Origin of the sequence: Actinomadura sp. 3N508, from assembly GCF_044326375.1 — a bacterium.
Taxonomy (GTDB): Bacteria; Actinomycetota; Actinomycetes; order Streptosporangiales; family Streptosporangiaceae; genus Spirillospora.
In genome coordinates this window covers 681,979-708,149 of the sequence record NZ_JBIRAX010000004.1, presented here as the reverse complement: position 1 = coordinate 708,149, position 26,171 = coordinate 681,979, and the positions used below count along the sequence as shown (strand labels likewise).

Here is a 26,171-nt window from a genome sequence, read left to right as displayed (position 1 = left end):
TCCTGCTGCATCGGCGTCCGCCCGCGCCATCCCCTGCGCTGGGGAAATGCGAGAAGAGCCGGGAAAGAAAGGCGGCCGGCGGGGGAGGGGCGGAGAAGCGGGAAGGGCCCGGGGAGAAAAAGAAGGAGGGACCGGGCGGGAGCGCGGTCCCGCCCGGTCCCTCAGGTGCGGGCGACGGAGAGCGACGCGGCCCGCGGAGGGTGGTCTGTTAGCCGAAGTCCACGTCCGAGCACTGGTAGAAGGCGTTGCCGGTGTCGGCGATGTCCCAGACGGCCAGGATCAGGTGCCGGCCCTGCTTGGCGGGCAGCACGGCCTGGTGGGAGACGGTGCTCGGCGGGCGCCGGCCGCCGCCGCTGACGTTCGCGAGCGGCTCGGGCTCCAGGGCGGCGCGGGTGAGCGGCTGCGTGGGGTCCCAGCCGTCCTTGGTGATGTAGTAGTGCCACGAGGTGGTGGCGTGGGGGACGCTGTGGCGCCAGGTGAAGGTGAACGACTGGCCGCTCGTGAGCTTGTTGGCGGGCCATTGGCCGCCGCGCGGCTGGTCCAGCTCGCTGAAGCGGCCGACACCTCCGGCGCAGATCGTGCCGTCCTGGGGGCCGCGGGCGGGGAACCCCTTGGGGCCCTCGACGCTCATCGGCTCCCACTGGATCTGGCCGCAGTTCTTGGCGGCACCCTGCTGGCAGAACAGTGCGCGGCTGGTGGGGGAGGTGGTGTAGCCGTGGGACGACGCCGGTGCGGCGGTCAGCACGGTGAGCCCGGCGGACGCCACGGCCGCGAGGGCGAGCGTCCGTTTTCGGGGAGGTCGGAACTTGGCGGGCATACTCGGTCTCCTGGCGGGGGTGGAGGCGACCTTGATCGGAGCGGTAGCCACGAGTGGACGGATGGGGGTGGGCGGACTGACGGACGGTGTTACGGTGGGAGACGGAAGGTGTTCTTATAGGAAACCTTCCTATTAGATTGAGGATGATGGATGGACGCCCGCCGCGTCAACCCCCCGAATTTTCACGGTCCCGACCGCCTTTCGGAACGCTCTGAAGTCTTCCCACATCGCGGGCCCGGCGCCGTTACGATGTGCGGCTTCACCGAGAAAGGCGGGCGATCTTGATCATCTTCGGCTGGCGGGTGGTGTTCTTCACCCTGACCAGGGGAATCTTCCACTGTCCCGGCTGTGGCGGCGACCGCGACTACCGGCGCCGGCAGGGCCGCAACTTCTTCACCCTCTTCTTCATCCCCGTCATCCCGCTGACGAAGGCGGGCGGCGAGTTCATCGAGTGCGACACCTGCCACGGGCGCTGGAACCCGGCCGTCCTCGACGTGCCGACCACCGCGCAGCTCGCCCAGATGCCGGCGATGCTCCTGCGCATGGCGATCGCCCAGGTCCTGCGCTCGGGCGACTACACCCACGCGGCCGCCCGCTCGCGTGCCGTCGCCGTCGTCCGGCAGGCCGGGGAGCCCGCCTACGAGGAGGCCGCGCTGAACGCCGACCTCGGCCGCCCGTTCGAGGAGGTCCGCGTCGAGATGGGCCACGCCGCCTCGGCGCTCGCGCCCGAGGCGCGCGAGAGCATCCTGCGCGCCGCCGCCGAGATCGCGCTGGTGGACGGCCCGCTCAGCGTCTCCGAGGAGGAGACCCTGTCCGCCGTCGGCGCCGACCTCCAGCTCACCCGCGTCCAGGTGACCGGCGTCATCTCCCTCGCGCGCCAGGAGTCCGGCCACTGACCGGAAGCTTCGGAGCCTCCCGGCTGCGCGGCCTCCCTGCCCCGCAGCTCGCGGCGTCCCAGCACTTCGGACTCCCGGCGCCCAGGCCGGGGCATCCCAGCCTCGCGGCCCCCGCCGTCCCGCCGGGCGGGGCATGATCACTCGCGTGCCGCGGCCCCTGCCGGTAATGCCCGCGGGCGGGCTTGCGGTTGCGCTACCCTTTGATGTATGTCGGCACGGCTGCTTCTTGAACGACCACGTTGACGGACTGACGTCAACGTGGTGGCCCCTCCTGCGCGAGGGGTCGTTTCATGTCAGAGCACAGCCCACGACCATCTGCAGCCAGCGAATCGAGCAAGAAACCGGAGTCCGGAAGCGTGAGCAGCGACGAGCACTTTGACCCACGGGCGGTTCAGGACAAGTGGCAGGCCCGCTGGGCGGAGCTCGAACCGTTCGCGGCCGACGAGAAGAACACCGCCGACGAGCGCCGCTACGCGCTGGACATGTTCCCCTACCCCAGCGGCGACCTGCACATGGGCCACGCGGAGGCGTTCGCCATCGGGGACGTCCCCGCGCGGTACTGGTTCCAGCGCGGCTTCAACGTCCTGCACCCCATCGGCTGGGACTCCTTCGGCCTGCCCGCCGAGAACGCCGCCATCAAGCGCGACTCGCACCCCGCCGAATGGACCTACGCCAACATCGACACGCAGGCGTCGTCGTTCCAGCGCTACGCCCCCTCGTTCGACTGGTCGCGGCGGCTGCACACCTCCGACCCCGAGTACTACCGGTGGACGCAGTGGTTGTTCCTGCGCTTCTACGACCGGGGCCTGGCCTACCGCAAGGGCGGCCACGTCAACTGGTGCCCGAAGGACCAGACCGTCCTGGCCAACGAGCAGGTCGTCGGCGGGCACTGCGAGCGCTGCGGGACGCTGGTCGAAAAGCGCGTCCTGACCCAGTGGTACTTCAAGATCACCGACTACGCGGACCGGCTGCTGGACGACATGGAGCAGCTGGAGGGCAAGTGGCCCGAGCGCGTCCTGCTGATGCAGCGCAACTGGATCGGCCGCTCCACCGGCGCCGACGTCGACTTCGCCATCGAGGGACGGGACGAGCCCGTCGCCGTCTACACCACCCGTCCCGACACCCTGTTCGGTGCGACGTTCATGGTCGTCGCCGCCGACGCCGCGCTGGCCGAGGAGATCTGCGCGCCCGACCAGCGGGCCGCGTTCGAGGCCTACCGCGAGGAGGTCTCCCGGGAGAGCGAGATCGAGCGGCTGTCCACCGAGCGGGAGAAGACCGGCGTCTTCCTGGGCCGCTACGCGATCAACCCGGTCAACGGTGAGCGGCTGCCGATCTGGGCCTCCGACTACGTGCTGGCCGAATACGGCCACGGCGCGATCATGGCCGTCCCGGCGCACGACCAGCGCGACCTGGACTTCGCGCTGAAGTTCGGCCTGCCCGTCCGCGTCGTCGTCCGGACCGGCCTGCCCGACCCGGCCGAGACCGGTATCGCCACGCCCGGCGACGGCGAGATCGTCAACTCCGGCCCGATCGACGGGCTGACGAAGACCGACGCGATCGCCCGCATCGTCGAGATCCTGGAGGAGCGCGGCACGGGCCGCGCGGCGGTGAACTTCCGGCTGCGCGACTGGCTGGTGTCCCGGCAGCGGTTCTGGGGCTGCCCGATCCCGATCATCCACTGCGAGGCGTGCGGCGAGGTGCCCGTCCCGGACGACCAGCTGCCGGTGACGCTGCCCGAGGGCCTGCGCGGCGCCGACCTGGCCCCGAAGGGCACGTCGCCGCTGGCCACCGCGTCCGACTGGGTCAACGTCGAGTGCCCCAAGTGCGGCGGCCCCGCCAAGCGTGACACCGACACCATGGACACGTTCGTCGACTCGTCCTGGTACTTCTTCCGCTACTGCTCGCCCGGCTACGAGGACGGCCCGTTCGACGTCGAGCAGGTCCGCCGGTGGATGCCGGTCGACCAGTACACCGGCGGCGTCGAGCACGCCATCCTGCACCTGCTGTACAGCCGGTTCTTCACCAAGGTGCTGCACGACATGGGCATGGTCGAGTTCACCGAGCCGTTCCGGCGGCTGCTGAACCAGGGCCAGGTGATCAACCAGGGCAAGGCGATGTCGAAGACGCTGGGCAACGGCGTCGACCTGGGCGAGCAGATCGCCGAGTTCGGGGTGGACGTCGTCCGGCTGGCGGTGCTGTTCTCCGGGCCGCCGGAGGACGACATCGACTGGGCGGACGTGTCCCCGCGCGGCATGTCGAAGTTCCTGGCCCGCGTGCACCGCATCGCCGCCGAGGTCACGTCCGCGCCGGGCGTGGACGTCACCGCGGGCGACCCGGCCCTGCGCCGCGTCACCGCACGGACGGTCCACGAGGCCACCACGCTGGTCGAGACGCAGCGGTTCAACGTGGCGATCGCGCGGGTCATGGAGCTGGTCACCGCGACCCGCAAGGCCATCGACTCGGGTCCGGGCGCCGCCGACCCCGCCGTCCGCGAGGCCGCCGAGGCCATGGCGGTGCTGCTGTCGCTGTTCGCGCCCTACACCGCCGACGAGGCGTGGGAGCTGCTGGGACGGACCGCGCCGGTCATCCGGGCGGGCTGGCCGTCCGCCGACCCGGCGCTGCTGGTGGAGGAGTCGGTGACGTGCGTCGTCCAGGTCGCCGGCAAGGTCCGCGACCGCCTGGAGGTGGCGCCGGGGATCGCCGAGGCCGATCTGGAGCGGCTGGCGCTGGCGTCCACGAAGATCCAGGACGCGCTGGCCGGCGCCGAGATCGCCAAGATCATCGTGCGCGCGCCGAAGATCGTCAACATCGTCCCGAAGCGCTGAGCATCCGTCCGCCGGGCCCGCAGACCACCGGGCCTGGCGGACGCGCCTGCGACCGGGCTTCTGCTGCGCGCGGCCCCGGGGTGCGGGGCCGCGCGCGGATCACATCTTGCGGAGGACGGCGACGACGCGGCCGAGGACCGTCGCCTCGTCGCCCGGGATCGGCTCGTACGCGGGGTTCTGCGGCATCAGCCAGATGTGGCCGTCCTCCCGGCGCTTGAACGTCTTCACCGTCGCCTCGTTGTCGATCATGGCGGCCACGATGTCGCCCTGCTCGGCCACCGGCTGCTGCCGGACGACGACCCAGTCACCGTCCGCGATCGCGGCGTCGATCATCGAGTCGCCGGTGACCTTCAGCAGGAAGTGCGTGCCCTCGCCGACGAGCTGCTTCGGCAGGGTGAACACGTCTTCCACGGCCTCCTCGGCGAGGATCGGCCCACCGGCGGCGATCCGCCCGACCAGCGGCACGTAGGCGGGCGCGGGCTGCGCCGATGAGGGCTGCCCTCCGGCCGCCTCGTAGGCCTCCTCGTCCGTCCGCACGGGCGTGGCGCCGGGGACCCGCACCTCGACCGCGCGCGGCCGGTTGGGGTCGCGGCGCAGGAAACCCTTGCGCTGCAGCGCCCGGAGCTGGTGCGACACGCTGGAGGTGCTGGTCAGGCCCACGGCCTCGCCGATCTCGCGCATCGAGGGCGGATACCCACGGCGCTGGACCGAGTCGCGGATCACCTCCAGCACCATGCGCTGCCGTTGCGTCAGCCCCGACTCGTCCATGGGGCCGTCTGGCAGCTCCCGGACCTTGCTCATCGCTCGTCGCCTCCCGGCGCCTCGATCGGTCACTCCTTGTCATGGAACCTATCGCGTCGGAGCCCAATGATCAAACAATTGTTCGAAGTGGTGCTCGCTTTTTGTCGGCGCCTCCTGGTAGAACATCGTACAGGCGTTCGATCGAAAATGCATTCGACGTCAAGGAGGGGAGAGATGTCGGGTTCACCCCAGAGTGACCGTGTCCCGATCCGCCTGACCCGCCGCGGACGTGCCGTTCTGGTCCTGTTCGCCGCGACCGTCACGCTCATCGGGCTATGGCTGACCGTGGGGTCCGGTGCTCTGGCCGGTGGCGGCGAAACCGGCACCGGCCCGTCCAAGCCCGCCAGAACCGTCGTCGTCGAGCGGGGCGACACCCTTTGGAACATCGCGGCTGACGCCGATCCGGGGAGTGATCCGCGCGTCGTCGTCCAGCGCATCATCGACCTCAACGGTCTGGGCGGTGACCCCACCGTCCAGCCGGGCCAAGAACTTCGCCTTCCCGCTCCCTGAATCCACCGCGGGCCCGCGCGCGACGCGCCTGGCCCCTGGCTCGGCCGCATGACCGTCGGGCGTAGGAGTGTCCGTCCGGTCGCACCGGCTCGGCGCGGCGGGCGCCCGATTTGGGGGTCGATCTGACGTTCTGTCACCGGCCGCGACCCCGGGTGACGACACGCCCGGGCGGAAATCACGGCGGACCGACCTGACCTGGTCCTACGCGGCGGATGTGATCCATGTGGCGTGAGATCAGGTTGCGTACGCCTGCGCCGAGTCGTACCGTTGACCACAACATCTAGTAGTCACACCGATGTACTTAACCCATATATGGAAGTGCACGCCGGTGTGAAGCGTTATTGTCAGGGGAGGGGATCAACGTGCACTGCCCGTTCTGCCGCAACCCTGACACCAAAGTGATCGACAGCCGGTCGACCGACGACGGGGGCGCTATTCGGCGCCGCCGCTCGTGCGCCGAATGCGGCCGGCGATTCACGACGCAGGAGAATGTGCTCGTCATGGTGGCCAAGCGCAGCGGCGTCACCGAGCCGTTCTCCCGCGAAAAGATCATCGCCGGAGTGCGCAGGGCCTGCCAGGGCCGTCCGGTCGACGAGGATGCGCTCGCAAAGCTGGGGCAGCGGGTCGAAGAGGAGATCAGATCCTCCGGCTCCGCGGAAATCCCCTCGCACGAGATCGGCCTCGCGATCCTGGGGCCGCTCGGCGAGCTCGATGAGGTCGCCTATCTGCGATTCGCCTCGGTCTACCGGAGCTTCGAGTCGCTGGACGACTTCGCCAAGGAGATCGAAACACTGCGGAAGGCCGGCTTCTCGGGGGAGTCGGGCCCGTCGCGGTAAGGCGGGCTCCGGAAAAACATCAGCACATGTAAGAGCGTCTCCGCGCGAGGCATGGCCTCGTGCGGTGGCGGGTTGTTCCTGAACAGGGCCCGGCGGGTGGGCCCGAGAGGGGGAAGGTCATGACGGAGACGGTGAGCGGCTCGGCGGCGCGGCGCGGCAAGGGGAGCCGCAAAGGGCTGAAGGTCGAGCGCATTTTCACCACGCCCGGCGTGCATCCATACGATGAGCTGCGCTGGGAACGTCGTGACGTCGTCATGACCAACTGGCGCGACGGCTCGGTCAACTTCGAGCAGCGCGGCGTCGAGTTCCCCGACTTCTGGTCGCTGAACGCCGTCAACATCGTCACGTCCAAGTACTTCCGCGGCGCCGTCGGCACGCCGCAGCGCGAATGGAGCCTGAAGCAGCTGGTCGACCGCGTCGTCCGCATGTACACGGACACGGCCCTCAAGGAGGGCTATTTCGCCACCGAGCAGGACGCGGAGATCTTCGACCACGAGCTGAAGTACGCGCTCGTCCACCAGCTCTTCAGCTTCAACTCCCCGGTCTGGTTCAACGTCGGCACCAAGTCTCCACAGCAGGTCTCGGCGTGTTTCATCCTGTCGGTGGACGACACGATGGAGTCGATCCTCGACTGGTACAAGGAAGAGGGCGTCATCTTCAAGGGCGGCTCCGGCGCCGGCCTGAACCTGTCGCGCATCCGCTCCAGCAAGGAACTGCTGTCGTCCGGCGGCACGGCCAGCGGCCCCGTCTCCTTCATGCGCGGCGCCGACGCGTCCGCTGGGACGATCAAGTCGGGCGGCGCGACGCGCCGCGCCGCGAAGATGGTCGTGCTGGACGTCGACCACCCCGACATCGGGGAGTTCATCGAGACCAAGGCGCGCGAGGAGGTCAAGATCCGCGCGCTCCGCGACGCCGGGTTCGACATGGACCTCGGCGGCAAGGACATCGGCAGCGTCCAGTACCAGAACGCCAACAACTCCGTCCGCGTCTCCGACGAGTTCATGCACGCCGTCGAGTCGGACGGCGAGTTCGGCCTGCGCGCCCGGATGACCGGCGAGATCGTCGACACCGTCAAGGCCAAGGACCTGTTCCGGCTGATGGCGAAGGCCGCGTGGGAGTGCGCCGACCCCGGCATCCAGTACGACGACACGATCAACGACTGGCACACCAACCCCGAGACCGGCCGTATCACCGCGTCCAACCCGTGCAGCGAGTACATGAGCCTGGACAACTCGTCCTGCAACCTCGCCAGCATCAACCTGCTGAAGTTCCTCAACGAGGCGGGGACGTTCGACGTCCAGCGGTTCGTCAAGCTCACCGAGCTGATCATCACAGCGATGGACGTGTCGATCACCTTCGCCGACTTCCCGACCGAGAAGATCGCGGAGACGACCCGCGACTACCGGCAGCTCGGCATCGGCTACGCCAACCTCGGCGCGCTGCTGATGGCGTCCGGGCACGCCTACGACTCCGAGGGCGGCCGGTCGCTCGCCGCCGCGATCACGTCGCTGATGACGGGCGTCGCCTACCGCCGGTCCGCGGAGATGGCGGGCGTCGTCGGCCCGTACGCGGGCTACGCGCGCAACGCCGAGGGGCACAAGCGCGTCATGCGCAAGCACGCCGCCGCCAACGACGGCATCCGCACGCTGGACGCGATCGACAAGGAGATCCACGCCGCCGCCGCCAAGCAGTGGCAGGAGTGCCTGAAGATCGGCGAGAAGAACGGCTACCGCAACGCCCAGTCCTCGCTGCTCGCCCCCACCGGGACCATCGGGCTGATGATGGACTGCGACACCACCGGCATCGAGCCGGACCTCGCGCTGATGAAGTTCAAGAAGCTCGTCGGCGGCGGGTCCATGCAGATCGTCAACCAGACGGTGCCGCGCGCGCTGGAGAAGCTCGGCTACCAGCAGGAGCAGATCGAGGCGATCGTCGAGTACATCGCCGAGCACGGCCACGTCGTGGACGCCCCCGGCCTGCGCACCGAGCACTACGAGGTGTTCGACTGCGCGATGGGCGAGCGGGCGATCAGCCCGATGGGGCACGTCCGGATGATGGCGGCCGTCCAGCCGTTCCTGTCGGGCGCGATCTCCAAGACCGTGAACATGCCGGAGCAGGCCACGATCGAGGACATCGAGAAGGTGTACTTCGAGGGGTGGCGGCTCGGCCTGAAGGCCCTGGCGATCTACCGCGACAACTGCAAGGTCGGCCAGCCGCTGTCGGCGGCCGGGAAGAAGGAGGAGGCCAAGGAGGCCGTGGCCGGGGCCGCGGGGCCGACGCCTCCGGTCCGGCGGCGGCTGCCGAAGCAGCGGCCCGCGACCGTCACGCGGTTCTCCGTCGCGGGCGCCGAGGGGTACATGACCGCCTCGTCCTACCCGGACGACGGCGTCGGCGAGGTGTTCCTCAAGCTCGGCAAGCAGGGCTCGACGCTCGCCGGCGTGATGGACGCCTTCTCCATGGCGATCTCCATCAGCCTGCAGTACGGCGTCCCGCTGGAGACGTGGGTGGAGAAGTTCACCAACATGCGCTTCGAGCCCGCCGGGATGACCGACGACCCCGACATCCGCATGGCGACCTCGGTGATGGATTACATCTTCCGCCGCCTGGCGCTGGACCACCTGCCCTACGAGGAGCGGGCGGAGCTCGGCATCCTGACGGCGGGGGAGCGGGCCATGCAGGCCAACGGGGAGGACCCCGCCGCCCTGCACTCCGAGGACGAGGTCGACCACGAGTCCCTGGCCCAGTCCGCCGCGATCGCCCGGCCCGCGCCCGCGGCGTCGGCGCCGGCGGGTGAGGCGCGCTCGTCCATGGAGGTCATCGAGTCCCGCCAGGGCCGGACGGCGGACGCGCCGCTGTGCCTCACCTGCGGGACGAAGATGCGCCCGGCGGGCAGCTGCTACGTCTGCGAGGGCTGCGGCTCCACCAGCGGCTGCAGTTAGCCCGGCCCTGGGCGGCCCGACGCCCTTGTCGAACCGATCCCCCGCTCGCCGCGCACCCGGCGGGCGGGGGATTCGTTCGTGTTCGTCAGGTGGCGTCGTGTTCGTCAGGTGGTTTCGTTGGTCTCGTCGGCGGGGGCCGGTGTGGTCTCGGCGTGCCGGGCGCCGCGGGCGCGGTGGCGGCGGGCCGCTTTGCGGGGGCCGGCCACGAGCAGGGCGTCCCCGGAGTCGTCGGTGGCCGCGGGCGGTTCGGCGGGCTCGGCGGGCTCCGATTTCTTCGCCGATCGCCGGGCCCGGTGCTTCCGTGGCTTCGTGCCGGGCTGGGTTTCGGTCTCGGCCTGGGTCTCGGCCTGGCGGAGCGACTTCACGAAGCTCGCCGCGTCGTCCTCGTCGTCATCGGTGCGGTGTAGCCGCTTCGTCGCGATCCACTGGTCGAGGGTCAGCCGCCCGCCGGCGCCCGCGGCGAACAGCAGGCTCGCCAGCCCGAGGACGAGGACGAGTTCGTAGCCGTTCCCGACCCTCGTGCCGTCCACCAGGAACAGGCCCCGGTCCGCATGGACGAACAGGAACGCGCCGGCCATGTCCAAGAACAGCACCAGGCCGGTGACCGGCAGGGCGACCCCGGCGATCAGCGCGGCGCCGCCCAGGAGCTCGGCGAAGGCGGCGTAGACGGCGGCGGCCGTCGGGAGCGGGACGCCGAGGTCGTCGAACGTGCGGCCGGTGGCGGTGATGCCCGCCTCGATCTTCTGCCAGCCGTGCGCGATGAACACGAGGCCCACGCCGAGCCGCGCGAGGGCCGCCACGACGTCGTAAAGCGGTCGAGAACGCATGCCGTCGCTCCTTGGGTGCGGTGAGGCCCGGTTCGATCGGAGAGTATGACGGCCTTCGTGCGGATTCGGCGACCAGCGCAGGTGAGAGCGGGTGCCACGCGTCTCTGGGCGCCGCCTCAGCGTTCGGTCGTGGCCACGAGGACGGTGGTCGCCGCGAGCGTCGTTACCTTGGTGTTAGCCGCCTGCCGCCTGAGAGGGGATTGAGCCGCGTGAAGAAACACCAGTACGAGGTGTCGGTTACCTGGACTGGTAATACCGGGACGGGGACGAGTTCCTACCGTGCCTACGAGCGGGCCCACGAGGTGCGGGCGGACGGCAAGCCGCCGATCGCGGGCAGCGCCGATCCGAGTTTCCGCGGCGACGCCGCCCGGTGGAATCCGGAGGAACTGCTCGTCGCGTCCCTCTCGGAATGCCACATGCTGTGGTTCCTCCATTTGTGCGCGGTCGAGAAGATCGTGGTCACCGCGTACGAGGACAGCCCGCTCGGCACGATGGCCGAGACTCAGGACGGCGGCGGACGGTTCGAGGAGGTCGTTCTCCGCCCACGGGCGACGCTCGCCGATCCCGGGCAGGCGGGCCGCGCCGCCGAATTGCATCACCGGGCGAACGAGTTGTGCTTCATCGCGAACTCGGTGAATTTCCCCGTTCGTCACGAACCGAGTTTCTAGAACCTGCCGGTCGGCGGCCTGAATCCGGTCGGCGGGCGCGGGCGCGGGCGGCGGCGTCAGCGGGTGCGGCCGCGGGGCTTCAGGGGCAGGGTGGGCAGGGCGGGAGCCGGGATGGGCGGGCCGTCGTAGCCGTGGACCTCGCCGAAACGGTCGCCGGTCGTCCAGTCCTCGCGCGCACGGGCGATCTCGTCGCCCGTCCGGCCGACGAAGTTCCACCACATCACGAGTTTCTCCGCGAACGGCTCGCCGCCCAGGAGAACGAGTTTGCTTCCGCCGTCGGCCGCCCTGAGCGTCAGTTCGCGGCGACCGCATCCGAGGTACAGCATCGAGCCCGGCTCGACCCGCAATCCGTCGATCTCCGTCGCGCCCGCCATCGTGAGCGCGGCGTACTCGAAGTCGGGCTCGACCGGCAGCCGTGCTTCGGCGCCGTCCGCCACGGTGATGTCCGCGCCCATGATGGGGGTGAAGGCCGTGCCGGGTGAGGCGGCTCCGTCCAGTTCTCCCAGGATGACGGTGGCTTCGAACCCGGACGACTGCACGACGGGCAGGTCGGCGTGGTGCTCGAACGCGGGATCGGTGTGCCGGTGGGCGTCCGGTAGCGCGACCCAGAGCTGGGCCCCATGCAGGATGGCCGGATGGTCGCGCGGTGACTCCTCCGAATGCGCGATGGCCCGTCCCGCCGTCATCAGCCCGAGTTCCCTGGGACGGACGGTCTGGAGGCTGCCCAGGCTGTCGCGGTGCAGGACCTCGCCGTCGTGCAGCCAGCTCACCGTCTGCAGCCCGATGTGCGGATGCGGCGGTACCTGCATGCCGGGCTCGTCGGTGATGTCGTCTGGGCCGTAGTGGTCGACGAAGCACCACGCGCCGACCATCCGCCGTCCCAGGCTGGGCAGAAGGCGCCGGACGACCGTGCTCTCACCGAGCGGCACGCGCCGCGGGGGCAGCAGTTCATGGACGGGACGGCCTGGCGTGTCGTCGCGTCCACCGCATTCGACCGGCTTCGGCCTGACGTCGAGATTGCTCACCGGCACCGTCCTTCCCGTGACCGCCACCCGTAGCGATGCCCGGGTGTCCCGTCCGCCAAGCCGATCGGCGGAATCCGCAGTAGGACGGCGGGGTTCGACTGTATGTGATGCACGGTGAGTACAAGGTCCCGGGTGGCAAGCTCGTCGTCGCCGACGTGGACGTCGTGGACGGTCTGTTGCGCAACCCGAGAATCAGCGGCGACTTCTTCATGGAACCCGACAGGGCACTGGAGGACATCAACGCCGTCCTGGACGGCCTTCCCGCTGGGCTCGACGCTAAGGCGATCGGCGCGCGCGTGGAAGCGGGCCTGCCCCAGGGCACGGTGATGCTGGGAATCACCGCGGAGGCGGTGGGAATCGCGGTGCGGCGGGCCGTCGCGCGTGCGTCGGACTGGCGGGACCACGACTGGCGGCTGATCCACGAGCCGCCGCAGGGCCCCGCCCTGCACATGGCCCTCGACCAGGTCCTCGCCGAGGAGGTCGGCGCGGGACGGCGTCCGCCGACGCTGCGGGTCTGGGAGTGGGCGTCGCCCGCGGTGGTCATCGGCAGCTTCCAGTCGCTGCGCAACGAGGTCGACGCCGAGGCGGCCGGGCGGCACGGGGTGGAGGTGGTCCGCCGCATCAGCGGCGGCGGCGCGATGTTCATCGAGCCGGGCAACACGATCACCTACTCGCTGTACGCGCCGGAGACGCTGGTGGCGGGCATGTCGTTCGCGGAGAGCTACGCGTTCCTGGACGACTGGGTGCTGGGCGCGCTCGGCGAGCTCGGGATCAGGGCGTGGTACCAGCCGCTGAACGACATCGCCTCCGACCAGGGCAAGATCGCGGGTGCGGCGCAGAAGCGGCTCGCCGCCGGCGCGGTGCTGCACCACGTGACCATGGCCTACGACATCGACGCGGAGAAGATGCTGCGGGTGCTGCGGATCGGCCGGGAGAAGATCTCCGACAAGGGCATCGCCAGCGCGGTCAAGCGCGTCGACCCGCTGCGCCGCCAGACCGGGCTGTCCCGGGAGGAGATCATCGACCGCATGATCGGGCATTTCCGGGGCCGGTACGGCCTGGCCGGCGACGAGGTGAGCGAGGACGAGCTGCGCCTCGCCCGCAAGTACGTCACGGACAAGTTCAGCACGCCGGAGTGGACGGCCCGCGTTCCCTGACCGCCCCTCATGCCCTGAGTCGCTTGGCCGATCGAGTGCCGAAAGGTGGTCGGTGGCCGGGCCGGAACTCCCCGGCGATTCGGTGCGTCCCTCAATTGCAGGTCGCGAGGCCGTGCGTCGGCCCGTAGGTTGATGACATCGATCGATGATGAGGAGCGTTCATGTCGTTGCAGAAGGGCGCCAACACCGCGGTGCCGGTTCCCTCGGTCCGGGTCGAGCTCGGCTGGCAAGGGGGGCCGGGCGTGCCCGACGCGGATGCGTCCGCGCTCCTGCTGGCGGATACGGGACGGGTGCGTTCGGACGACGATTTCGTCTTCTACAACCAGCCGGCGCACCAGTCCGGAGCGGTCCGCCACGACGGGAAGCAGCAGGGGCCGACCGTGCTGGACGTCCTGTCGATCGACCTTGACCGCGTGGAGCCCGCCATCGACCGGATCGTCGTCGCGGCGTCCTCGGACGGCGGCACCTTCGGCAAGTTCCAGGGCCTGTACGTGCGCGTGGTCGACGCGGCGGCCGGGACGGAGGTCGCGCGGTTCGACAGCGAGGGCGCCACGACGGAGACGGCGTTCGTGCTGGGTGAGCTTTACCGGCGGCAGGGCTCGTGGAAGTTCCGCGCCGTCGGCCAGGGGTACGACACGGGGCTCGCCGGTCTCGCGTCCGATTTCGGGATCTCGGTGGACGAACCCGCTCAGGCCGCCGCCCCGCCGCCGCCCCCCGCCCCGCCCGCGCCGCCGGCTCCGCCCGCGCCTCCGCAGCCGCAGGCCGCGCCGCCGCCTCCCCCTGGCGGGCAGTACGCCCCGCCCCCGCCCCCTCCGCCCGGCGGCCAGTACGCGCCGCCACCGCCGCCCGGCGGGCAGTACACGCCGCCACCTCCGCCTGGGGGCCAGTACGCGCCGCCTCCGCCGCCCCAGCAGCAGGCACCGCCCCAGCCTCAGCCGCAGGCCCAGCAGGCGCAGCCTCGGCCTGGTGGCGGCGCCATCTCGCTGACCAAGAACTCTCCGTCGGTGTCGCTCACCAAGCACGGCGCGACGGGCGGGCACATGCGGGTGAACCTGAACTGGACGGCGCGGGCGGGCGTCGCCAAGGGGCGGCTCGGCAAACGCCGCCGCGGCGTCGACCTCGACCTGGACCTGTGCTGCCTCTGGGAGCTCCGCGACGGCCGCAAGGGGATCATCCACGCGCTCGGCGACATGGGCGCCCTGGACCGCGCGCCGTTCATCAAGCTCGACAAGGACGACCGGACCGGGGCGATCGAGGCGGGTGAGAATCTTCACATCAACCTCGACCACACCGCCGACTTCAAGCGGATCCTGGTGTTCGCCGAGATCTACGACGGCGCCGACGACTTCCGCGGCCTGGACGCGATCGCCACGCTGTTCCCGGTCGGCGCGCCGCCGATCGACATGCGGATGGACGACTGCGTCGACGCGTCCCGCGACGCGGTCCTCGCACTCATCGAGAACGTGAACGGCGAACTGGTCGTCCGGCGGGAGGGCCGGTTCGTCCTGCCGCCTCCCGGCCGTCCGCGCTGGGGGAAGATGTCGGTCGACCAGGCCTACAACTGGAATCTGGAGTGGGTCGCCTCACGCGGCAAGGACTGAACGCGCCCATCGGCGCATGTGTGCTGGCACGGGCCCGGAACGTTGGCTGATGCTGCCGATTGTCCCGGGCCTGGCGGCAAGGGTAGGAACGTCGCATGAGCTCTGAGCGGCAGTACCCCGTCGTCCCGGCACCCCATTTCGACGTCCCGCAGGAGGAGGCGGTCGAGCGCGCGCAGGCGTTCGCCGATTCGATGACGTTGCGGCGCACCGTGCGCGACTTCTCCCAGCGTCCGGTGCCGCCGGACGTCATCGAGCATGCGATCCGTGCGGCGGCGACCGCCCCGAGTGGGGCCAACCTCCAGCCGTGGCGGTTCGTGGTGATCACCGACCCCGAGCGCAAGCGCAGGCTCAGGGAGGCCGCGGAGCAGGAGGAGCGGGAGTTCTACGAGCGGCGCGCCTCGCAGGAGTGGCTCGACGCGCTGGCCCCGCTGGGCACCGACTGGCGCAAGCCGTTCCTGGAGGACGCTCCCGCGGTCATCATCGTCTTCGAGGTGCACAAGGGCCCGGAGACCCCGCGGCCCTACTACGTGAAGGAGTCGGTGGGCATCGCCGTAGGGTTCCTCCTGGCCGGACTGCACCAGGCGGGTCTGGCGACGCTCACGCACACGCCGAGCCCCATGAGGTTCTTGAACGAGGTGTGCGACCGTCCACTGGAAGAACGCGCGTACGTGGTGATCCCGGTCGGCTACCCGGCGGACGACGCGATGGTGCCGGACATCACCCGCAAGCCGGTCGAGGAGGTCACCGTCCGCCTGTGACGCGTCCGTCCGGCTGAGGCACGGCGCGGCCCACCGTTGCGCGGCTCACGCGGCCTTGAGTGCGTCGGCGAGCTTCTTGTCCCGGGCCACCCGCACCAGGGCCGCGCTGAGCCGCGCGAGGTCCTTGTCGGGCACCTTGGACGCGAGCCCGTCGGCGTCGGTGGGCAGGCCGAGCCGTTCTGCGCCCTTCCGCACCTGGCCGTCGACGTAGGGCCGCAGCCAGGGCCAGATGGACTGGGCCTCACGGCAGAAGATGTCCACCCCGGTGGGCCCGATGCCGGGGAACTCCTGGAGGAGCTCGGCCGCCTTGTGCGGGTCGCGCCCGGCCTCGATGGCGAGCCGCCGCAGATCGCCCTTGTACTTCTCCTGGACGATCTCGGCGGTGTCGCCGAGGCGGGACGCGGTGCTCTCGTCGTAGCGGACGTAGTGGCCGCGGCCGAGCGCGTCGACGCGTTCCTGCCAGGTCAGCTTGCTCATCCCGCGCGGTGTCCCGCCGCCCGCCTCGAACAGTTCGCGGGCGGCCGCGACGGCGATGTCGGACGAGATGCGCGCGCTCAGCAGGTTGGCCAGGACGAGCAGCTTGAAAAGCGCGGCGGGCTGGTCCTTCAGCGTGATGCCGGCCTCTTCGGCGAACGTCTCGCCGGACTCGTGCAGCAGCTTCTTGACGACGGTGTCCATGGCATGTACCTCCTGTCCTCGCCCGCCCTACCCGAGCCGGCGAGGATGACTCACGCCTGGACTCCGGGCAGGGTCACAGAAGGCTGAGCTGTCCTTCTCCTGCGAGCGGGTCACGGTGCTTCTTGAGGTGCCGCCAGCGGGGGAGGCCGTCCAGGTAGGACCACGACATCCGGTGATGCGGTGTAGGTCCCGACTCCTCAAGGGTCTTCTGGTGGGTGGGGGAGGGGTAGCCCGCACTGTCCGCGAACCCGTATCCGGGGAATTCCGTGTCGAGCCCTGCCATCAGCCGGTCACGGTGGACCTTCGCCAAGACGGAGGCGGCCGCGACGGTGACGGACCTTTGGTCGGCCTTGACCTCGCAGCGCACCCGCCAGGGGCGGCTCAGGAAATCGTGCTTGCCGTCCAGGATGACCACGTCGGGCGGGACGGGCAGTGCCTCCAGCGCGCGGACGGCCGCGCGCCGCAGCGCCTCCGTCATGCCGACCTCGTCGATCTCCTCGGGGCCGGACGCGCCGATGGCGTGTCCTGCGAGCCATCCGGGCAGCACTTCGGCGAACGACTCGCGGTGGGCTTCGGTGAGGAGCTTGGAGTCGGTCAGGCCGACCGTCCTCTTGCCGCGCCCCTGGAGGACGGGCGGCGGGGTCAGGTCGGTGACCGCCGCGCACACCACGACTGGCCCCGCCCAGGCGCCACGTCCTACTTCGTCCACTCCAGCGATCGTGACAGGACGGGCGCTCCCGGACGACATGGCCCGCAGTTCGTTCTCGATCTCGTAGCCCGCGACGCGCGAGATCTCCTTGGTGGCGGCAGGGCCGGCGTCCAGTCCGGGCAGAGCGTCCGTGGGGTCGGTCGGCATGCGCTCCATCATCGCAGTGGCCGTGCAGTGGCCGTCCACTTCTGGACACTACAAATGTGCTGGTCTCGGGACCGGGGTCTCGCCCGTTCCGCACCAGGCAGGGGCACCGTGGCCAACCAACCGCGCGCGGGGAGTCCCGTTCCGGGCGGTCCTGCGCTTTACTCGCTTCTGATGACTTTGTTCGGCAGGTCTCGCTCCCGCCCGGCGAAGGACGCCGCGGCACGGGATCTATTCGAGCGCCTGCGATGGCGCTACTTCCAGGTCACCCCGGGCGTGAGGTTCCTGGGCGGGGTGCTGCTCGTCGCGTTGGTCGTGGCCGCCACGGTGGTGGGGGAAGGGCCCGTCCTCGCCGCGGCGGCGTTCTCGGTGATCCTGCTCGTCGTCGTCCACCTGACGTTGCGTTCGCCCACGGGCATGGCGGTCGTCGCGGTTGTCCTGGCCTGGCTGGCGCTGTCGGTCCCTCTGGGAAGCCTCTACCCGGACGAGGGGCACCCGCCGTACTTGAGCCCCGCACTGTTCCTGGCTGTGCTTGCGCTCCCGGTCGCGTTCGTGGCGTTCCGGCTGCGCGGCTACAGGCCATGGCGGTCCGCGCTCCTCGCGCTGAGCGTGGCGGGCGTGACGACCGCCGCCGTCGCGCAGATTCTGCCGGAGGCGAGCGTGGCGCCCGGCTGGGCGGCGGCTCTGGCCTTCCTCGCCTACCGCTGGGACCAGGCCCGTCGCGCCGTGCCCGCCGAGGCGTACGAGACCGGCTGGGTCCAGGAACAGGACGGCCCCAAAGGGGACGGCACGTCCGCGTCGCGCAGGAACCCGTCCGGCAACGACAGACGCGAACGCCCAGACAGGCTGGACAAACACGACAGGCCCGAACGGTTCGACAGGCTCGACAAGGGCGACAAGCCAAGCCGACCCGGCAGATCTGATAGGCGCGTCCCAGAGGACGATGAGGTCGGCACTTCGACGGCCGTGTACGCGGGCCATGAGCAGCGTGCCGCGGCGCAGGCGGCGGATAGCGCGAGTGCCCCGGAGCGCGCGAATCCCACGGAGACCCGTAAGGAAAGGGCACCGGAGATATCGGTCGCCGAGGCGCTCGCCGAACTGGAGGGCATGATCGGGCTTGAGCCGGTCAAACGGCAGGTCCGTTCCATCGCCGCGTCCATCGAGGCCGCGCACATGCGTGCCGCCGCCGGGGTGCCCACAGAGAAGCCGATGCGGCACTTCGTGTTCGTCGGGCCGTCCGGGACGGGCAAGACCACCGTGGCGCGCGTCCTCGCCAAAATCTTCTACGCCTTCGGGCTGCTGCCAGAGCCCGCCCTAGTCGAGGCGCACCGTGCCGACCTCGTCGGTGAGTTCCTCGGTGCCACGGCGTTGAAGACCAACCGGCTCGTCGACTCCGCTCTGGGCGGGGTGCTGTTCATCGATGAGGCGTACAGCCTGGCCAACTCTGCCGAGGGCCAGCCGGACCGGTTCGGCGACGAGGCCGTGCAGACGCTCCTCAAGCGCGCGGAGGACGACCGCGACAACCTCGTCATCATCCTTGCGGGATACGACGCGCAGATGGCCGAATTCCTCGACTCCAACCCTGGGCTGGCCTCACGGTTCGGCACGCGCGTGCATTTCCCGTCGTACCGTCCTGCCGAACTGCTCCAGATCGCCGACTACCACACCGGCCTCCGGGAGGACCGGCTCGACGCGGAGGCACGGCGGCGGCTCGCCGTGCGGTTCGAGGAGGTCGAGCGGCGGGGCATCATCGACGAGCTGGGCAACGGGCGGTTCGTCCGGTCCCTGACGGAGGCGGCGGCGCGCGCGCGGGATGTGCGCGTGGTCGACGCCGTGTCCGCGTCCACGGGCTCGGCGAACCCCAGCGCCGACGACCTGGTCACCCTGCGCGCGGAGGACGTCGAGGCCGCGTTCGCCGAGGTCACCGAGCGCTACCGCGGCTACGCCGAGACGCCGACGCTCGACGAGGCCCTCGGCTCGCTCGATCAGATGATCGGGCTCGAGCCGGTGAAGCGGCAGGTCCGCGAGATCGCCGCCCAGCTCCAGGTCGCGCGGATGCGCCAGGCCCAGGGCCTGGTCACCCGCCCGCCGACCCGCCATTTCGTGTTCACCGGGCCGCCCGGCACGGGCAAGACGACCGTCGCGCGCGTGCTCGGCCGCATCTTCGCCGCGGCCGGGCTCCTCGCCCGCCCGGAGGTGATCGAGGCGCAGCGCGCCGACCTGGTCGGCGAGCACCTGGGCGGGACGGCGCTCAAGACGAACAAGGTGGTCGACTCCGCGCTCGGTGGGGTGCTGTTCGTCGACGAGGCGTACGCGCTGAGCAACCCGGGCTATACCGGCGGGGACGCGTTCGGCGCGGAGGCCGTGCAGACGCTCCTCAAGCGCGCCGAGGACGATCGTGACCGTCTCGTCGTCGTCCTTGCGGGATACGAGGCCGAGATGGACCGTTTCCTGTCGTCCAACCCTGGGCTGGCCTCACGATTCGACGTCCGCGTCGACTTCCCCTCCTACGGGCCGGACGAGCTGCTCCGCATCGCCCAGCTCATCGCCGAGGAGGGCGGTGACCGCTGGGAGGAACGCGCCCTCGACGACCTCGCCCTGGTCTTCCAGCGCGCCTGCGGGTCGGGCCGTATCGACGAGCTGGGCAACGGCCGCTTCGCCCGCTCCATGTACGAGAAGGCGAGCGCGCGCCGGGCGCTGCGGGCGGCACGCCTCGGTGACGCCGCGACCACCGCAGATCTTACGGTCCTCACCACCGAGGACGTCCGCGACGCGTTCGCCGAACTCACCCACCGCCTGACCTGACCGTAGGCGCGGGTGCCGTGCCGCCGTGTGTCGTGCGCGTGCGCTGTAATCAGGGCATGACCTCGGTGACGTGGGCGCAGGTGCTGGCCTGGCGGATGCGGCGGCAGTTCATCGAATCCACCGGTGACGCGTCGGCTTTGCAGATAGCGCGTCGGCTGGCGGGAGTGCAGGCACAGGTGGCCTCGGCGGCCGAATTCGCCGTGGCGGTACGGCAGATGGCTCCGGAATCAGGCGCTGTGCAACGGGCCCTTCTGGAAGAACGGACTCTCGTCAAGACGTGGGCCATGCGCGGAACCCTGCATCTGCTGCCCGCGGACGAGGCCGCCGCCTATCTCGTGCTGTGCGCCGCCGTGCGCAATTGGGAGAAGCCCGTCTGGCAGCGGAATTTCGGGGCCACGCCCGCCGATCTGGAGGCGATCGCGGAAGCCGCCACCGGCGCGCTGGCCGACGGTGCGGTCCTCACGCGCGAAGAACTCACCACGGAGGTTGTGGAGAGGACCGGCTCAGGGCATCTGGCCGAAACGCTCGCCTCCGGCTGGGGCACCCTGCTGAAACCCCTGGCCTGGTGGGGCGTCCTCTGCCACGGGCCGTCGCAGGGCACCCGCGTGACGTTCACGTCGCCGGAACGGTGGCTGCCGGGCTGGACGGGCCTGCCGCCCATGGAGGACGCCGCCCGGACGGCCATTCACGCGTTCCTCGGTGCACACGGCCCTGCCACTCCCGACATGTTCGACAACTGGCTGATGCGCAAGCTGAACCGCAAGAAGGACGTGAAGTCCTGGTTCGCCGCAGCCGAGGACGGGCTCTCCACCGTCGACGTTGAGGGCGTGCAGATGTACGTCCTGGACGAGCACCGCGACGAGCTCCTGAACACCGAACCGAGCACGTCCGTCCGGCTCCTCGGGGGCTTCGACCAGTACGTGCTGGGCGCCGGGACGAGCGCGCCCTACCTTGTGCCTGCGGAGCGCCGCAAGGACGTGAGCCGCGCGGGCGGCTGGATATCTCCCGTCGTCCTGTACGAGGGTCGCGTCGCGGGCGTCTGGGAGGTGAAGGACGGCGACGTGGCCGTCACGCCTTTCGAGGACATTCCCGCCGCCCCGCTCCAGGACGAACTGGCCCGACTGGATGCGCTGCTGTCCTGACAGGTGCGGACGACCCGGGTAGAAGCGAGTGGCCGACGTTCATCTAGGGTGCCGCCCATGGACGATCGCGACGAAACGGCCGGGCGGCGCGACGGCGAGGCGGTCGAGCCAGAAGAACCGGTCGTGTACCGGCAGACGCGCTACAAGGCTCCGGACGGTGCGGCGGAGCTTCTGCTGATCCGGCACGGCGCCTCTGAGCCCGCCCGTCCGGACCGGCCTTTCCCGCTCGTGAACGGCCATAGCGACCCTGGGCTCGCACCCGAGGGACGCGAGCAGGCGGAGCGGGTCGGTGAGCGGCTCGCAGAGGTGAAGCTCGACGCGATCTATGTGACGCCTCTGCGTCGTACGTCGCAGACCGCGGCCCCGCTGGCACGCCGCCTGGGACTGGAGCCCCGCGTCGAACACGACCTACGCGAGGTGCACCTCGGCGAATGGGAAGGCGGGCTGTTTCGCAAGAGGGTCGCCGACGGCGATCCGGTGGCGCAGCGCCTGTTCGCTGAAGAGCGCTGGGACGTCATCCCTGGGGCGGAGGCCAGCGAGGCGTTCGCGGGACGGGTCGAGGCGAGCCTCACCCGCCTCGCGGCGGCGCACGCGGGTGCCAGGATCGCCGTGTTCACCCACGGCGGTGTGATCGCCCAGGCGCTCGCCGCCGCGACCGGGTCCAGGCCGTTCGCGTTCCTCGCCCCCGACAACGGGTCCATCTCGTGCCTGGTGAGGCTCGGTGACGTGGCGTCCGTCCGCGGGTTCAACGACGTCTCCCACCTGGACTGGTCCGTGGCCGCGCCCCTGACGTAGGCGCCTGGTGCTACAGGCGGAACCGGAGCCGCTGGCCTGGACGCAACTGAGCGGCGTCGGCCACATCGCCTGAGGCGAGCACGGCGACCACCGGATAGCCGCCGGTCGTCGGATGGTCGGCCAGGAAGATGATGGGCATTCCACTGGGCGGCACCTGAAGCGAACCGGTGACCATGCCCTCGCTGCCGAGTTCGCCTTCCCGGACGCGGACCAGCGGCGGGCCGTCCAGGCGCACCCCCACGCGGTTGCTGTCTGGCGACACGACATAGGCGGTGGACGTGAGCGTGGCCATCGCGTCCTCGGCGAACCAGTCGTCGCGTGGGCCGGGCAGGATGCGCAGCACCGGAGTCTCAGGCAGGGACGGCGCGGGCGCGACGTCCACGGCGATGTCATCGAATCCCTTCGCCGAGCCCACCGGCAGGCGGTCGCCGGGCGAGAGCGGTGCGGGGCCGAGCCCTGACAGAAGGTCGGTGGAACGGCTCCCAAGGACCTCGTCAACGACGACCCCACCGCGCACGGCGAGATAGCTGCGCAACCCGGACGGCGGCGTACCGAACTCGACCAGCCCGCCCTCCCGGACATGGCACGGTGCGTTCGTCCCGTATGCGCGGCCATTGATGCACAGCGGAACAGGCGCTCCCGTGACCGCGATCCAGGAACTCCGGTGAAAACGCAGGGCGCCCCCACCGAGCGTGAACTCCACGGCAGCCGCGCTTTCGGGGTTGCCCACGAGCCGGTTGGCCAGCCGGAAGGCGCGCTCGTCCGCGGCCCCGGAACGCGGCACGCCCAGATGTGCGCGGCCCGGCCGTCCGAGGTCCTGGACGGTCGCCAGCGGCCCGGGCCGCACGATCTCGATCAACGCACGACCTCGATCACGAAGGCTCCCTGGGCACGAAACGGACGCGCGTCCCCGGCCTGAGCAGCGAGGGCGGGTCGCGGTCGACGTCCCACAGCCGCAGCGCGGAACGTCCGAGCAGCCGCCAGCCGCCCGGCGACCGGGACGGGTAGACGGCCGCGTACGGCCCCGCGATCGCCACCGAGCCCGCGGGCACCGAGGTCCGCGGCGACTCGCGCCGCGCCACGTGCAGCGCCGGATCGAGGCCCGTCAGGTACCCGAAGCCGGGGGAGAAGCCGAGGTAGGCGACCGTGTACGAGGCGGCGGCATGCCGGTGGACGACGTCGTCGCGGGACAGCCCGGTCAGCGCGGAGACCTCGTCCAGGTCCTCCCCGTCGTAGACCACGGGGATCTCCACCGGCTCCATGTCTTCCCCCGCGTCCTCAGGGAGGCGCAGTTGCGGAAGGCGTGAGGCGAGACGGTCCAGGTCCGCCGACGGGTCGACGATGACCAGCACGGTCTGTTCCCCAGGGACGACGTCCACCACGCCTGGCAGCGGATCGTCCCGCAGGGCCGCGTTCAGGCGGTGCGCCGTCACAAGGTCGCCGGTCTCTACGAGCAGGGCCGCGTCACCGGCGCGCCGCACTCTCACGCGAACGGCTCCAGCTCGACCCCCGCGTCGGACAGTGCCGACCGTACCGACCGGGCCAGCTCGACTGCGCCGGGAGTGTCGCCGTGTACGCATATGGAACGGGCGTCCAGCACGACCTCTCCGCCCTCCACGGAAACGACGGTGCCCTCTACGGCCATCCTGACGGCACGCTGGACGACGGCATCCCGGTCGTGCACCACGGCTCCCGGTTCACGGCGCGACACCAGCCGGCCGGAAGCCGTATAGGCCCGGTCCGCGAAACACTCGGCGACCACGGTCAGCCCTTCTGCGACGTCACTAACAGCGGAACCGGCCAGTGTCAGCAGTGGAAGCGAAGGGTCGTACGCCCGTACCGCGTCGGCCACAGCTCGGGCCTGGACGGCGTCGCGCGCCACGCGGTTGTACAGCGCCCCGTGCGGTTTCACGTAGGCCACATGGCCGCCTTCCGCGCGCGCTATGCCGTCCAGGGCGGCGACCTGGTAGAGGATCTCGGCGGTCAGCTCCGCTGGGGCGACGTCCATCTCGCGGCGTCCGAAACCGGCCAGATCCCGGTACGAGACCTGCGCGCCGATCGTCACCCCGCGTTCGACGGCCGCCGCGCACACCCGTCGCATGATGACCGGATCGCCCGCGTGGAACCCGCACGCCACGTTCGCGCTCGTGATGACGTCGAGCAGCGCCAGGTCGTCGCCGAGCTCCCAGATGCCGAACCCCTCGCCCAGGTCGGCGTTGATGTCGATGACCGCCATGCCAAAGACCTACCACCGATCACCGCGCTTCAGACGATGTCCCCTCTTCAGACGATGTCCTCGCGCACGTCCTCCACCTCATGCCTGGACGCCCAGCCCTGGTACACACCCCGGTCGAAAAGCTCCAGTCCCAGCCGCTCCGCCACAGGCGCATCGTCGCCGCTGTACTCCACGCGCAGCCAGCCGTCGTGCTCGCCCAGTACGACGAACTGCTCGCCGCGCCAGGTGCAGTGCGTCGTGACGTACCGCAGGTGGTCCACGTCCGAGAGCGGTACCACCTGGACGTACCGGTCCGGCGACACGCGCCCGAAGCCGTCGGCGGGCTGTGCGCTGTAGAGCCGGACCAGGTCTCCGTCTGGGCTGGCCTCGTATTCGGCGCCGTGCCAGCCCGCGTAGAAGCCGTGCCGGACGTTCATCCCGATCCTCCTGGCAGCTTCACGAGCCACCTGCGCAGATCGGCGTCGTAGGACGCCACCAGCGACTCCGTTCCGGCGGCGAGCCGGTACAGCCCGGCGCCGTGCGGCAGCCGCTGGCTCTCGATCCTGAACCCGGGGACGCCCGCCCCGTCGACCGGCGCCTGGGACTGCCGGAACAGCGCAGGCTTCGCCGCCGGCCAGCGGATCAGGAAGATCTCCTCGTCGGCGGGCGTGAACGGCGAGCCCTCGTACAGCAGCCCGAGCCCGTTGACCAGCGCCTCCGGCGTGGTCATCGCCGCGACGTCCTCGACCCGGTGCACATGCCCGGCGACCAGGTCGTAGCCGCCGTCCAGGTAGTGCCGGACGTGCTCGGGACGCACCGCCTTCTGCATGATCACGACCTCTGGCGCGCGGTTCGCGGGCCGGCGCTCTCGTGTCGTGGGCACCGCGTCCTGCGGCGCTGGAGCACCGAGCGGGCTTGTGAGCGCCTCTGAGGCCTCGGGAACGCCGGACGGCACCCGAGGTTCGGCCGGTGGCGGCGAGAGGCTCTCCGGCGGCCTGGGAGCCGTCAGGACCGCGCCGGAGTCGCCCGGCGAGGGCTCCGATGGGGCCTCGCTTCCGACGGCCTGGCTTCGGGCGGGCTCGGCGGGTTCGAGGAGCGAGCTCGCATCCAGGTAGGACGCGCTCGGCAGGCCCGGGTTGATCGCGAGCCGCCACTCCGGATGCGGCCAGCCGCGCGCCAGCTCCGCCAGGGACGCCTCCCGGTGGTGCGCGGCCTGCCCTTGCAGGGAGTGGTCCATGGCCTCGGGCGAGGTGAACGCCAGCACGAACGTCCCGTCGCCGAACCGCGCCGTGGCGAACTGGTGGTCGGCGGCTCCCGCATCCCCTGGGGCGGGCAGATACAGGACGGCGCGTGCCAGCAGATCCAGGTACCCGTGCTGGTCGCCGCGTTCACGGGCCTCGGCGAGCGCGGTCTCCAGACCGAAGGTAGACGGGCCGTCGGGTCGCGTGGCGGAGCCGTTCTCAGACTCGGGCAGGGCCAGCGGGATGCCGAGCCCCGGCAGCGCCAGCGGACCGCCCTCCGGCCCGGACCGGCTCGCCTGGTAGACGAGTTCCAGCGGCGACTCGATGTGGTAGGCGTCGCGGAACGCCCCGACTATCAGCCCGGCGAGGAGGGCGGACGCCTCCAGATGCTCCGCCGTGACCCGGTCGTCGCGGTCGCGCTGGCCACGGCGGTCACGGCGGTCACGGCGGCCTCTGCGATCGCGGTGGTCGCGCAGAATGAACTGCTGCCACCAGTTCTTGCGCTCCTCCTCGTCCGGCGGCTCCCAGCCCAGCGCCCTCAGCCGCCGCTCCTGCCGCGGGGCCAGCGGACGGGGCAGGAACGCGCTGCCGACGGCCTCGGCGTCGAACAGCCCCTCGGACCTCATCGCCTGGACGTAGGGCAGCCCGCTCGGCCCTTGCACGATGACGAACGACGTGACGGGCAGGCGCGACAGTTCCAGCGTCAGCCGCATGGCGAAGTCGTTCCAGTCCACAGGATCCACTCTCGCGTCCGGGGGGCGGAGGAAATGCCTACCAGACGG

General features: G+C 70.7%; 23 protein-coding genes. 12 read left to right on the top strand and 11 right to left on the bottom strand.

The features are described 5' to 3' along the window. Positions 1 to 208: 208 nt before the first annotated feature. Positions 209 to 817, bottom strand: a complete 609-nt coding sequence (locus ACH34S_RS18765; protein WP_395953946.1) for a lytic polysaccharide monooxygenase — start codon at positions 815 to 817, stop codon at positions 209 to 211. A gap of 281 nt (positions 818 to 1,098) precedes the next feature. Between ACH34S_RS18765 and ACH34S_RS18760 the strand changes: the two genes are divergently transcribed. Both ACH34S_RS18760 and leuS read left to right on the top strand, forming a co-directional pair. Further along, positions 1,099 to 1,713 carry a hypothetical protein gene (locus ACH34S_RS18760; protein ID WP_395953945.1) on the top strand — a complete coding sequence of 205 codons (615 nt, stop codon included), beginning with the start codon at positions 1,099 to 1,101 and terminating at the stop codon, positions 1,711 to 1,713. A gap of 356 nt (positions 1,714 to 2,069) precedes the next feature. Beyond that, positions 2,070 to 4,538, top strand: coding sequence for a leucine--tRNA ligase (gene leuS / locus ACH34S_RS18755; RefSeq protein WP_395953944.1), 2,469 nt, complete (start codon positions 2,070 to 2,072; stop codon positions 4,536 to 4,538). A gap of 99 nt (positions 4,539 to 4,637) precedes the next feature. Here the strand turns inward: leuS and lexA are convergent, their stop codons facing one another. Then, positions 4,638 to 5,339: a transcriptional repressor LexA gene (lexA, locus tag ACH34S_RS18750; RefSeq protein ID WP_395953943.1), complete on the bottom strand. Its 702-nt coding sequence runs from the start codon at positions 5,337 to 5,339 to the stop codon at positions 4,638 to 4,640. A 174-nt stretch (positions 5,340 to 5,513) separates the two neighbouring features. Here lexA and ACH34S_RS18745 point away from each other — a divergent pair, with 174 nt between their 5' ends. The 3 genes from ACH34S_RS18745 (at position 5,514) to ACH34S_RS18735 (ending at position 9,624) form a co-directional block, all read left to right on the top strand. Next, positions 5,514 to 5,849 (top strand): LysM peptidoglycan-binding domain-containing protein, encoded by a 336-nt coding sequence (locus tag ACH34S_RS18745; protein WP_395953942.1) that lies wholly within the window; start codon positions 5,514 to 5,516, stop codon positions 5,847 to 5,849. A gap of 362 nt (positions 5,850 to 6,211) precedes the next feature. Then, complete coding sequence (gene nrdR, locus ACH34S_RS18740) at positions 6,212 to 6,685, top strand: transcriptional regulator NrdR (protein ID WP_132176574.1); 474 nt, start codon at positions 6,212 to 6,214, stop codon at positions 6,683 to 6,685. Between the two features lie 119 nt (positions 6,686 to 6,804). Further along, positions 6,805 to 9,624, top strand: coding sequence for a vitamin B12-dependent ribonucleotide reductase (locus tag ACH34S_RS18735; RefSeq protein WP_395953941.1), 2,820 nt, complete (start codon positions 6,805 to 6,807; stop codon positions 9,622 to 9,624). A gap of 104 nt (positions 9,625 to 9,728) precedes the next feature. On the opposite strand, the gene ACH34S_RS18730 is transcribed toward ACH34S_RS18735, so the two are convergent. Beyond that, the gene (locus tag ACH34S_RS18730; RefSeq protein WP_395953940.1) at positions 9,729 to 10,451 is read right to left on the bottom strand and encodes a DoxX family protein; all 723 of its coding nucleotides are present in this window, start codon (positions 10,449 to 10,451) and stop codon (positions 9,729 to 9,731) included. Between the two features lie 209 nt (positions 10,452 to 10,660). Between ACH34S_RS18730 and ACH34S_RS18725 the strand changes: the two genes are divergently transcribed. Further along, positions 10,661 to 11,119: an OsmC family protein gene (locus ACH34S_RS18725; protein WP_395953939.1), complete on the top strand. Its 459-nt coding sequence runs from the start codon at positions 10,661 to 10,663 to the stop codon at positions 11,117 to 11,119. 56 nt (positions 11,120 to 11,175) lie between these two features. Here ACH34S_RS18725 and ACH34S_RS18720 read toward each other — a convergent pair whose 3' ends face one another. Continuing rightward, entirely contained in the window at positions 11,176 to 12,144 is a 969-nt protein-coding gene (locus ACH34S_RS18720; RefSeq protein ID WP_395953938.1) for a pirin family protein, read from the bottom strand. A 107-nt stretch (positions 12,145 to 12,251) separates the two neighbouring features. Between ACH34S_RS18720 and ACH34S_RS18715 the strand changes: the two genes are divergently transcribed. From ACH34S_RS18715 to ACH34S_RS18705, 3 genes are all read left to right on the top strand, one after another. Further along, positions 12,252 to 13,301: a biotin/lipoate A/B protein ligase family protein gene (locus tag ACH34S_RS18715; protein ID WP_395953937.1), complete on the top strand. Its 1,050-nt coding sequence runs from the start codon at positions 12,252 to 12,254 to the stop codon at positions 13,299 to 13,301. Between the two features lie 161 nt (positions 13,302 to 13,462). Continuing rightward, entirely contained in the window at positions 13,463 to 14,902 is a 1,440-nt protein-coding gene (locus tag ACH34S_RS18710; RefSeq protein ID WP_395953936.1) for a TerD family protein, read from the top strand. Between the two features lie 95 nt (positions 14,903 to 14,997). Further along, on the top strand, positions 14,998 to 15,660 hold the full coding sequence (locus ACH34S_RS18705; protein ID WP_395953935.1) for a nitroreductase family protein: 663 nt from the start codon (positions 14,998 to 15,000) through the stop codon (positions 15,658 to 15,660). A gap of 45 nt (positions 15,661 to 15,705) precedes the next feature. On the opposite strand, the gene ACH34S_RS18700 is transcribed toward ACH34S_RS18705, so the two are convergent. Beyond that, positions 15,706 to 16,338, bottom strand: coding sequence for an endonuclease (locus tag ACH34S_RS18700; RefSeq protein WP_395953934.1), 633 nt, complete (start codon positions 16,336 to 16,338; stop codon positions 15,706 to 15,708). Between the two features lie 73 nt (positions 16,339 to 16,411). Next, positions 16,412 to 17,086, bottom strand: coding sequence for a ribonuclease HII (locus tag ACH34S_RS18695; protein ID WP_395953982.1), 675 nt, complete (start codon positions 17,084 to 17,086; stop codon positions 16,412 to 16,414). A gap of 279 nt (positions 17,087 to 17,365) precedes the next feature. Here ACH34S_RS18695 and ACH34S_RS18690 point away from each other — a divergent pair, with 279 nt between their 5' ends. Genes ACH34S_RS18690 through ACH34S_RS18680 form a run of 3 tightly spaced genes read left to right on the top strand, consistent with a single transcriptional unit; the run spans position 17,366 to position 21,933 of the window. Next, positions 17,366 to 19,996, top strand: coding sequence for an AAA family ATPase (locus tag ACH34S_RS18690; RefSeq protein WP_395953933.1), 2,631 nt, complete (start codon positions 17,366 to 17,368; stop codon positions 19,994 to 19,996). A 56-nt stretch (positions 19,997 to 20,052) separates the two neighbouring features. Next, positions 20,053 to 21,138: a winged helix DNA-binding domain-containing protein gene (locus ACH34S_RS18685; protein ID WP_395953931.1), complete on the top strand. Its 1,086-nt coding sequence runs from the start codon at positions 20,053 to 20,055 to the stop codon at positions 21,136 to 21,138. Positions 21,139 to 21,195: 57 nt separating this feature from the next. Further along, a complete protein-coding gene (locus tag ACH34S_RS18680) occupies positions 21,196 to 21,933 on the top strand; it encodes a histidine phosphatase family protein (protein WP_395953930.1) in 738 nt (245 codons plus the stop codon). 10 nt (positions 21,934 to 21,943) lie between these two features. Here ACH34S_RS18680 and ACH34S_RS18675 read toward each other — a convergent pair whose 3' ends face one another. The 5 genes from ACH34S_RS18675 to ACH34S_RS18655 are packed head-to-tail and all read right to left on the bottom strand — an operon-like array spanning position 21,944 to position 26,123. Continuing rightward, positions 21,944 to 22,792: a biotin-dependent carboxyltransferase family protein gene (locus ACH34S_RS18675; protein ID WP_395953928.1), complete on the bottom strand. Its 849-nt coding sequence runs from the start codon at positions 22,790 to 22,792 to the stop codon at positions 21,944 to 21,946. A 13-nt stretch (positions 22,793 to 22,805) separates the two neighbouring features. Next, complete coding sequence (pxpB, locus tag ACH34S_RS18670) at positions 22,806 to 23,420, bottom strand: 5-oxoprolinase subunit PxpB (RefSeq protein ID WP_395953927.1); 615 nt, start codon at positions 23,418 to 23,420, stop codon at positions 22,806 to 22,808. Then, entirely contained in the window at positions 23,417 to 24,169 is a 753-nt protein-coding gene (locus ACH34S_RS18665; RefSeq protein ID WP_395953926.1) for a LamB/YcsF family protein, read from the bottom strand. The genes pxpB and ACH34S_RS18665 overlap by 4 nt, the downstream gene beginning before the upstream one ends. Positions 24,170 to 24,216: 47 nt before the next feature. After that, on the bottom strand, positions 24,217 to 24,585 hold the full coding sequence (locus ACH34S_RS18660; protein ID WP_395953925.1) for a hypothetical protein: 369 nt from the start codon (positions 24,583 to 24,585) through the stop codon (positions 24,217 to 24,219). Beyond that, positions 24,582 to 26,123, bottom strand: a complete 1,542-nt coding sequence (locus tag ACH34S_RS18655; RefSeq protein WP_395953924.1) for a TY-Chap domain-containing protein — start codon at positions 26,121 to 26,123, stop codon at positions 24,582 to 24,584. The genes ACH34S_RS18660 and ACH34S_RS18655 overlap by 4 nt, the downstream gene beginning before the upstream one ends. Between the last annotated feature and the right edge of the window lie 48 nt (positions 26,124 to 26,171).

Coding starts and splice junctions, on each gene's coding strand:
- ACH34S_RS18765 (WP_395953946.1), bottom strand. CDS start 817: ATGCCCGCCAAGTTCCGACCTCCCCGAAAACGGACGCTCGCCCTCGCG.
- lexA (WP_395953943.1), bottom strand. CDS start 5,339: ATGAGCAAGGTCCGGGAGCTGCCAGACGGCCCCATGGACGAGTCGGGG.
- ACH34S_RS18745 (WP_395953942.1), top strand. CDS start 5,514: ATGTCGGGTTCACCCCAGAGTGACCGTGTCCCGATCCGCCTGACCCGC.
- ACH34S_RS18735 (WP_395953941.1), top strand. CDS start 6,805: ATGACGGAGACGGTGAGCGGCTCGGCGGCGCGGCGCGGCAAGGGGAGC.
- ACH34S_RS18730 (WP_395953940.1), bottom strand. CDS start 10,451: ATGCGTTCTCGACCGCTTTACGACGTCGTGGCGGCCCTCGCGCGGCTC.
- ACH34S_RS18715 (WP_395953937.1), top strand. CDS start 12,252: ATGCACGGTGAGTACAAGGTCCCGGGTGGCAAGCTCGTCGTCGCCGAC.
- ACH34S_RS18710 (WP_395953936.1), top strand. CDS start 13,463: ATGTCGTTGCAGAAGGGCGCCAACACCGCGGTGCCGGTTCCCTCGGTC.
- ACH34S_RS18705 (WP_395953935.1), top strand. CDS start 14,998: ATGAGCTCTGAGCGGCAGTACCCCGTCGTCCCGGCACCCCATTTCGAC.
- ACH34S_RS18700 (WP_395953934.1), bottom strand. CDS start 16,338: ATGGACACCGTCGTCAAGAAGCTGCTGCACGAGTCCGGCGAGACGTTC.
- ACH34S_RS18695 (WP_395953982.1), bottom strand. CDS start 17,086: ATGTCGTCCGGGAGCGCCCGTCCTGTCACGATCGCTGGAGTGGACGAA.
- ACH34S_RS18690 (WP_395953933.1), top strand. CDS start 17,366: ATGACTTTGTTCGGCAGGTCTCGCTCCCGCCCGGCGAAGGACGCCGCG.
- ACH34S_RS18685 (WP_395953931.1), top strand. CDS start 20,053: ATGACCTCGGTGACGTGGGCGCAGGTGCTGGCCTGGCGGATGCGGCGG.
- ACH34S_RS18680 (WP_395953930.1), top strand. CDS start 21,196: ATGGACGATCGCGACGAAACGGCCGGGCGGCGCGACGGCGAGGCGGTC.
- ACH34S_RS18665 (WP_395953926.1), bottom strand. CDS start 24,169: ATGGCGGTCATCGACATCAACGCCGACCTGGGCGAGGGGTTCGGCATC.
- ACH34S_RS18660 (WP_395953925.1), bottom strand. CDS start 24,585: ATGAACGTCCGGCACGGCTTCTACGCGGGCTGGCACGGCGCCGAATAC.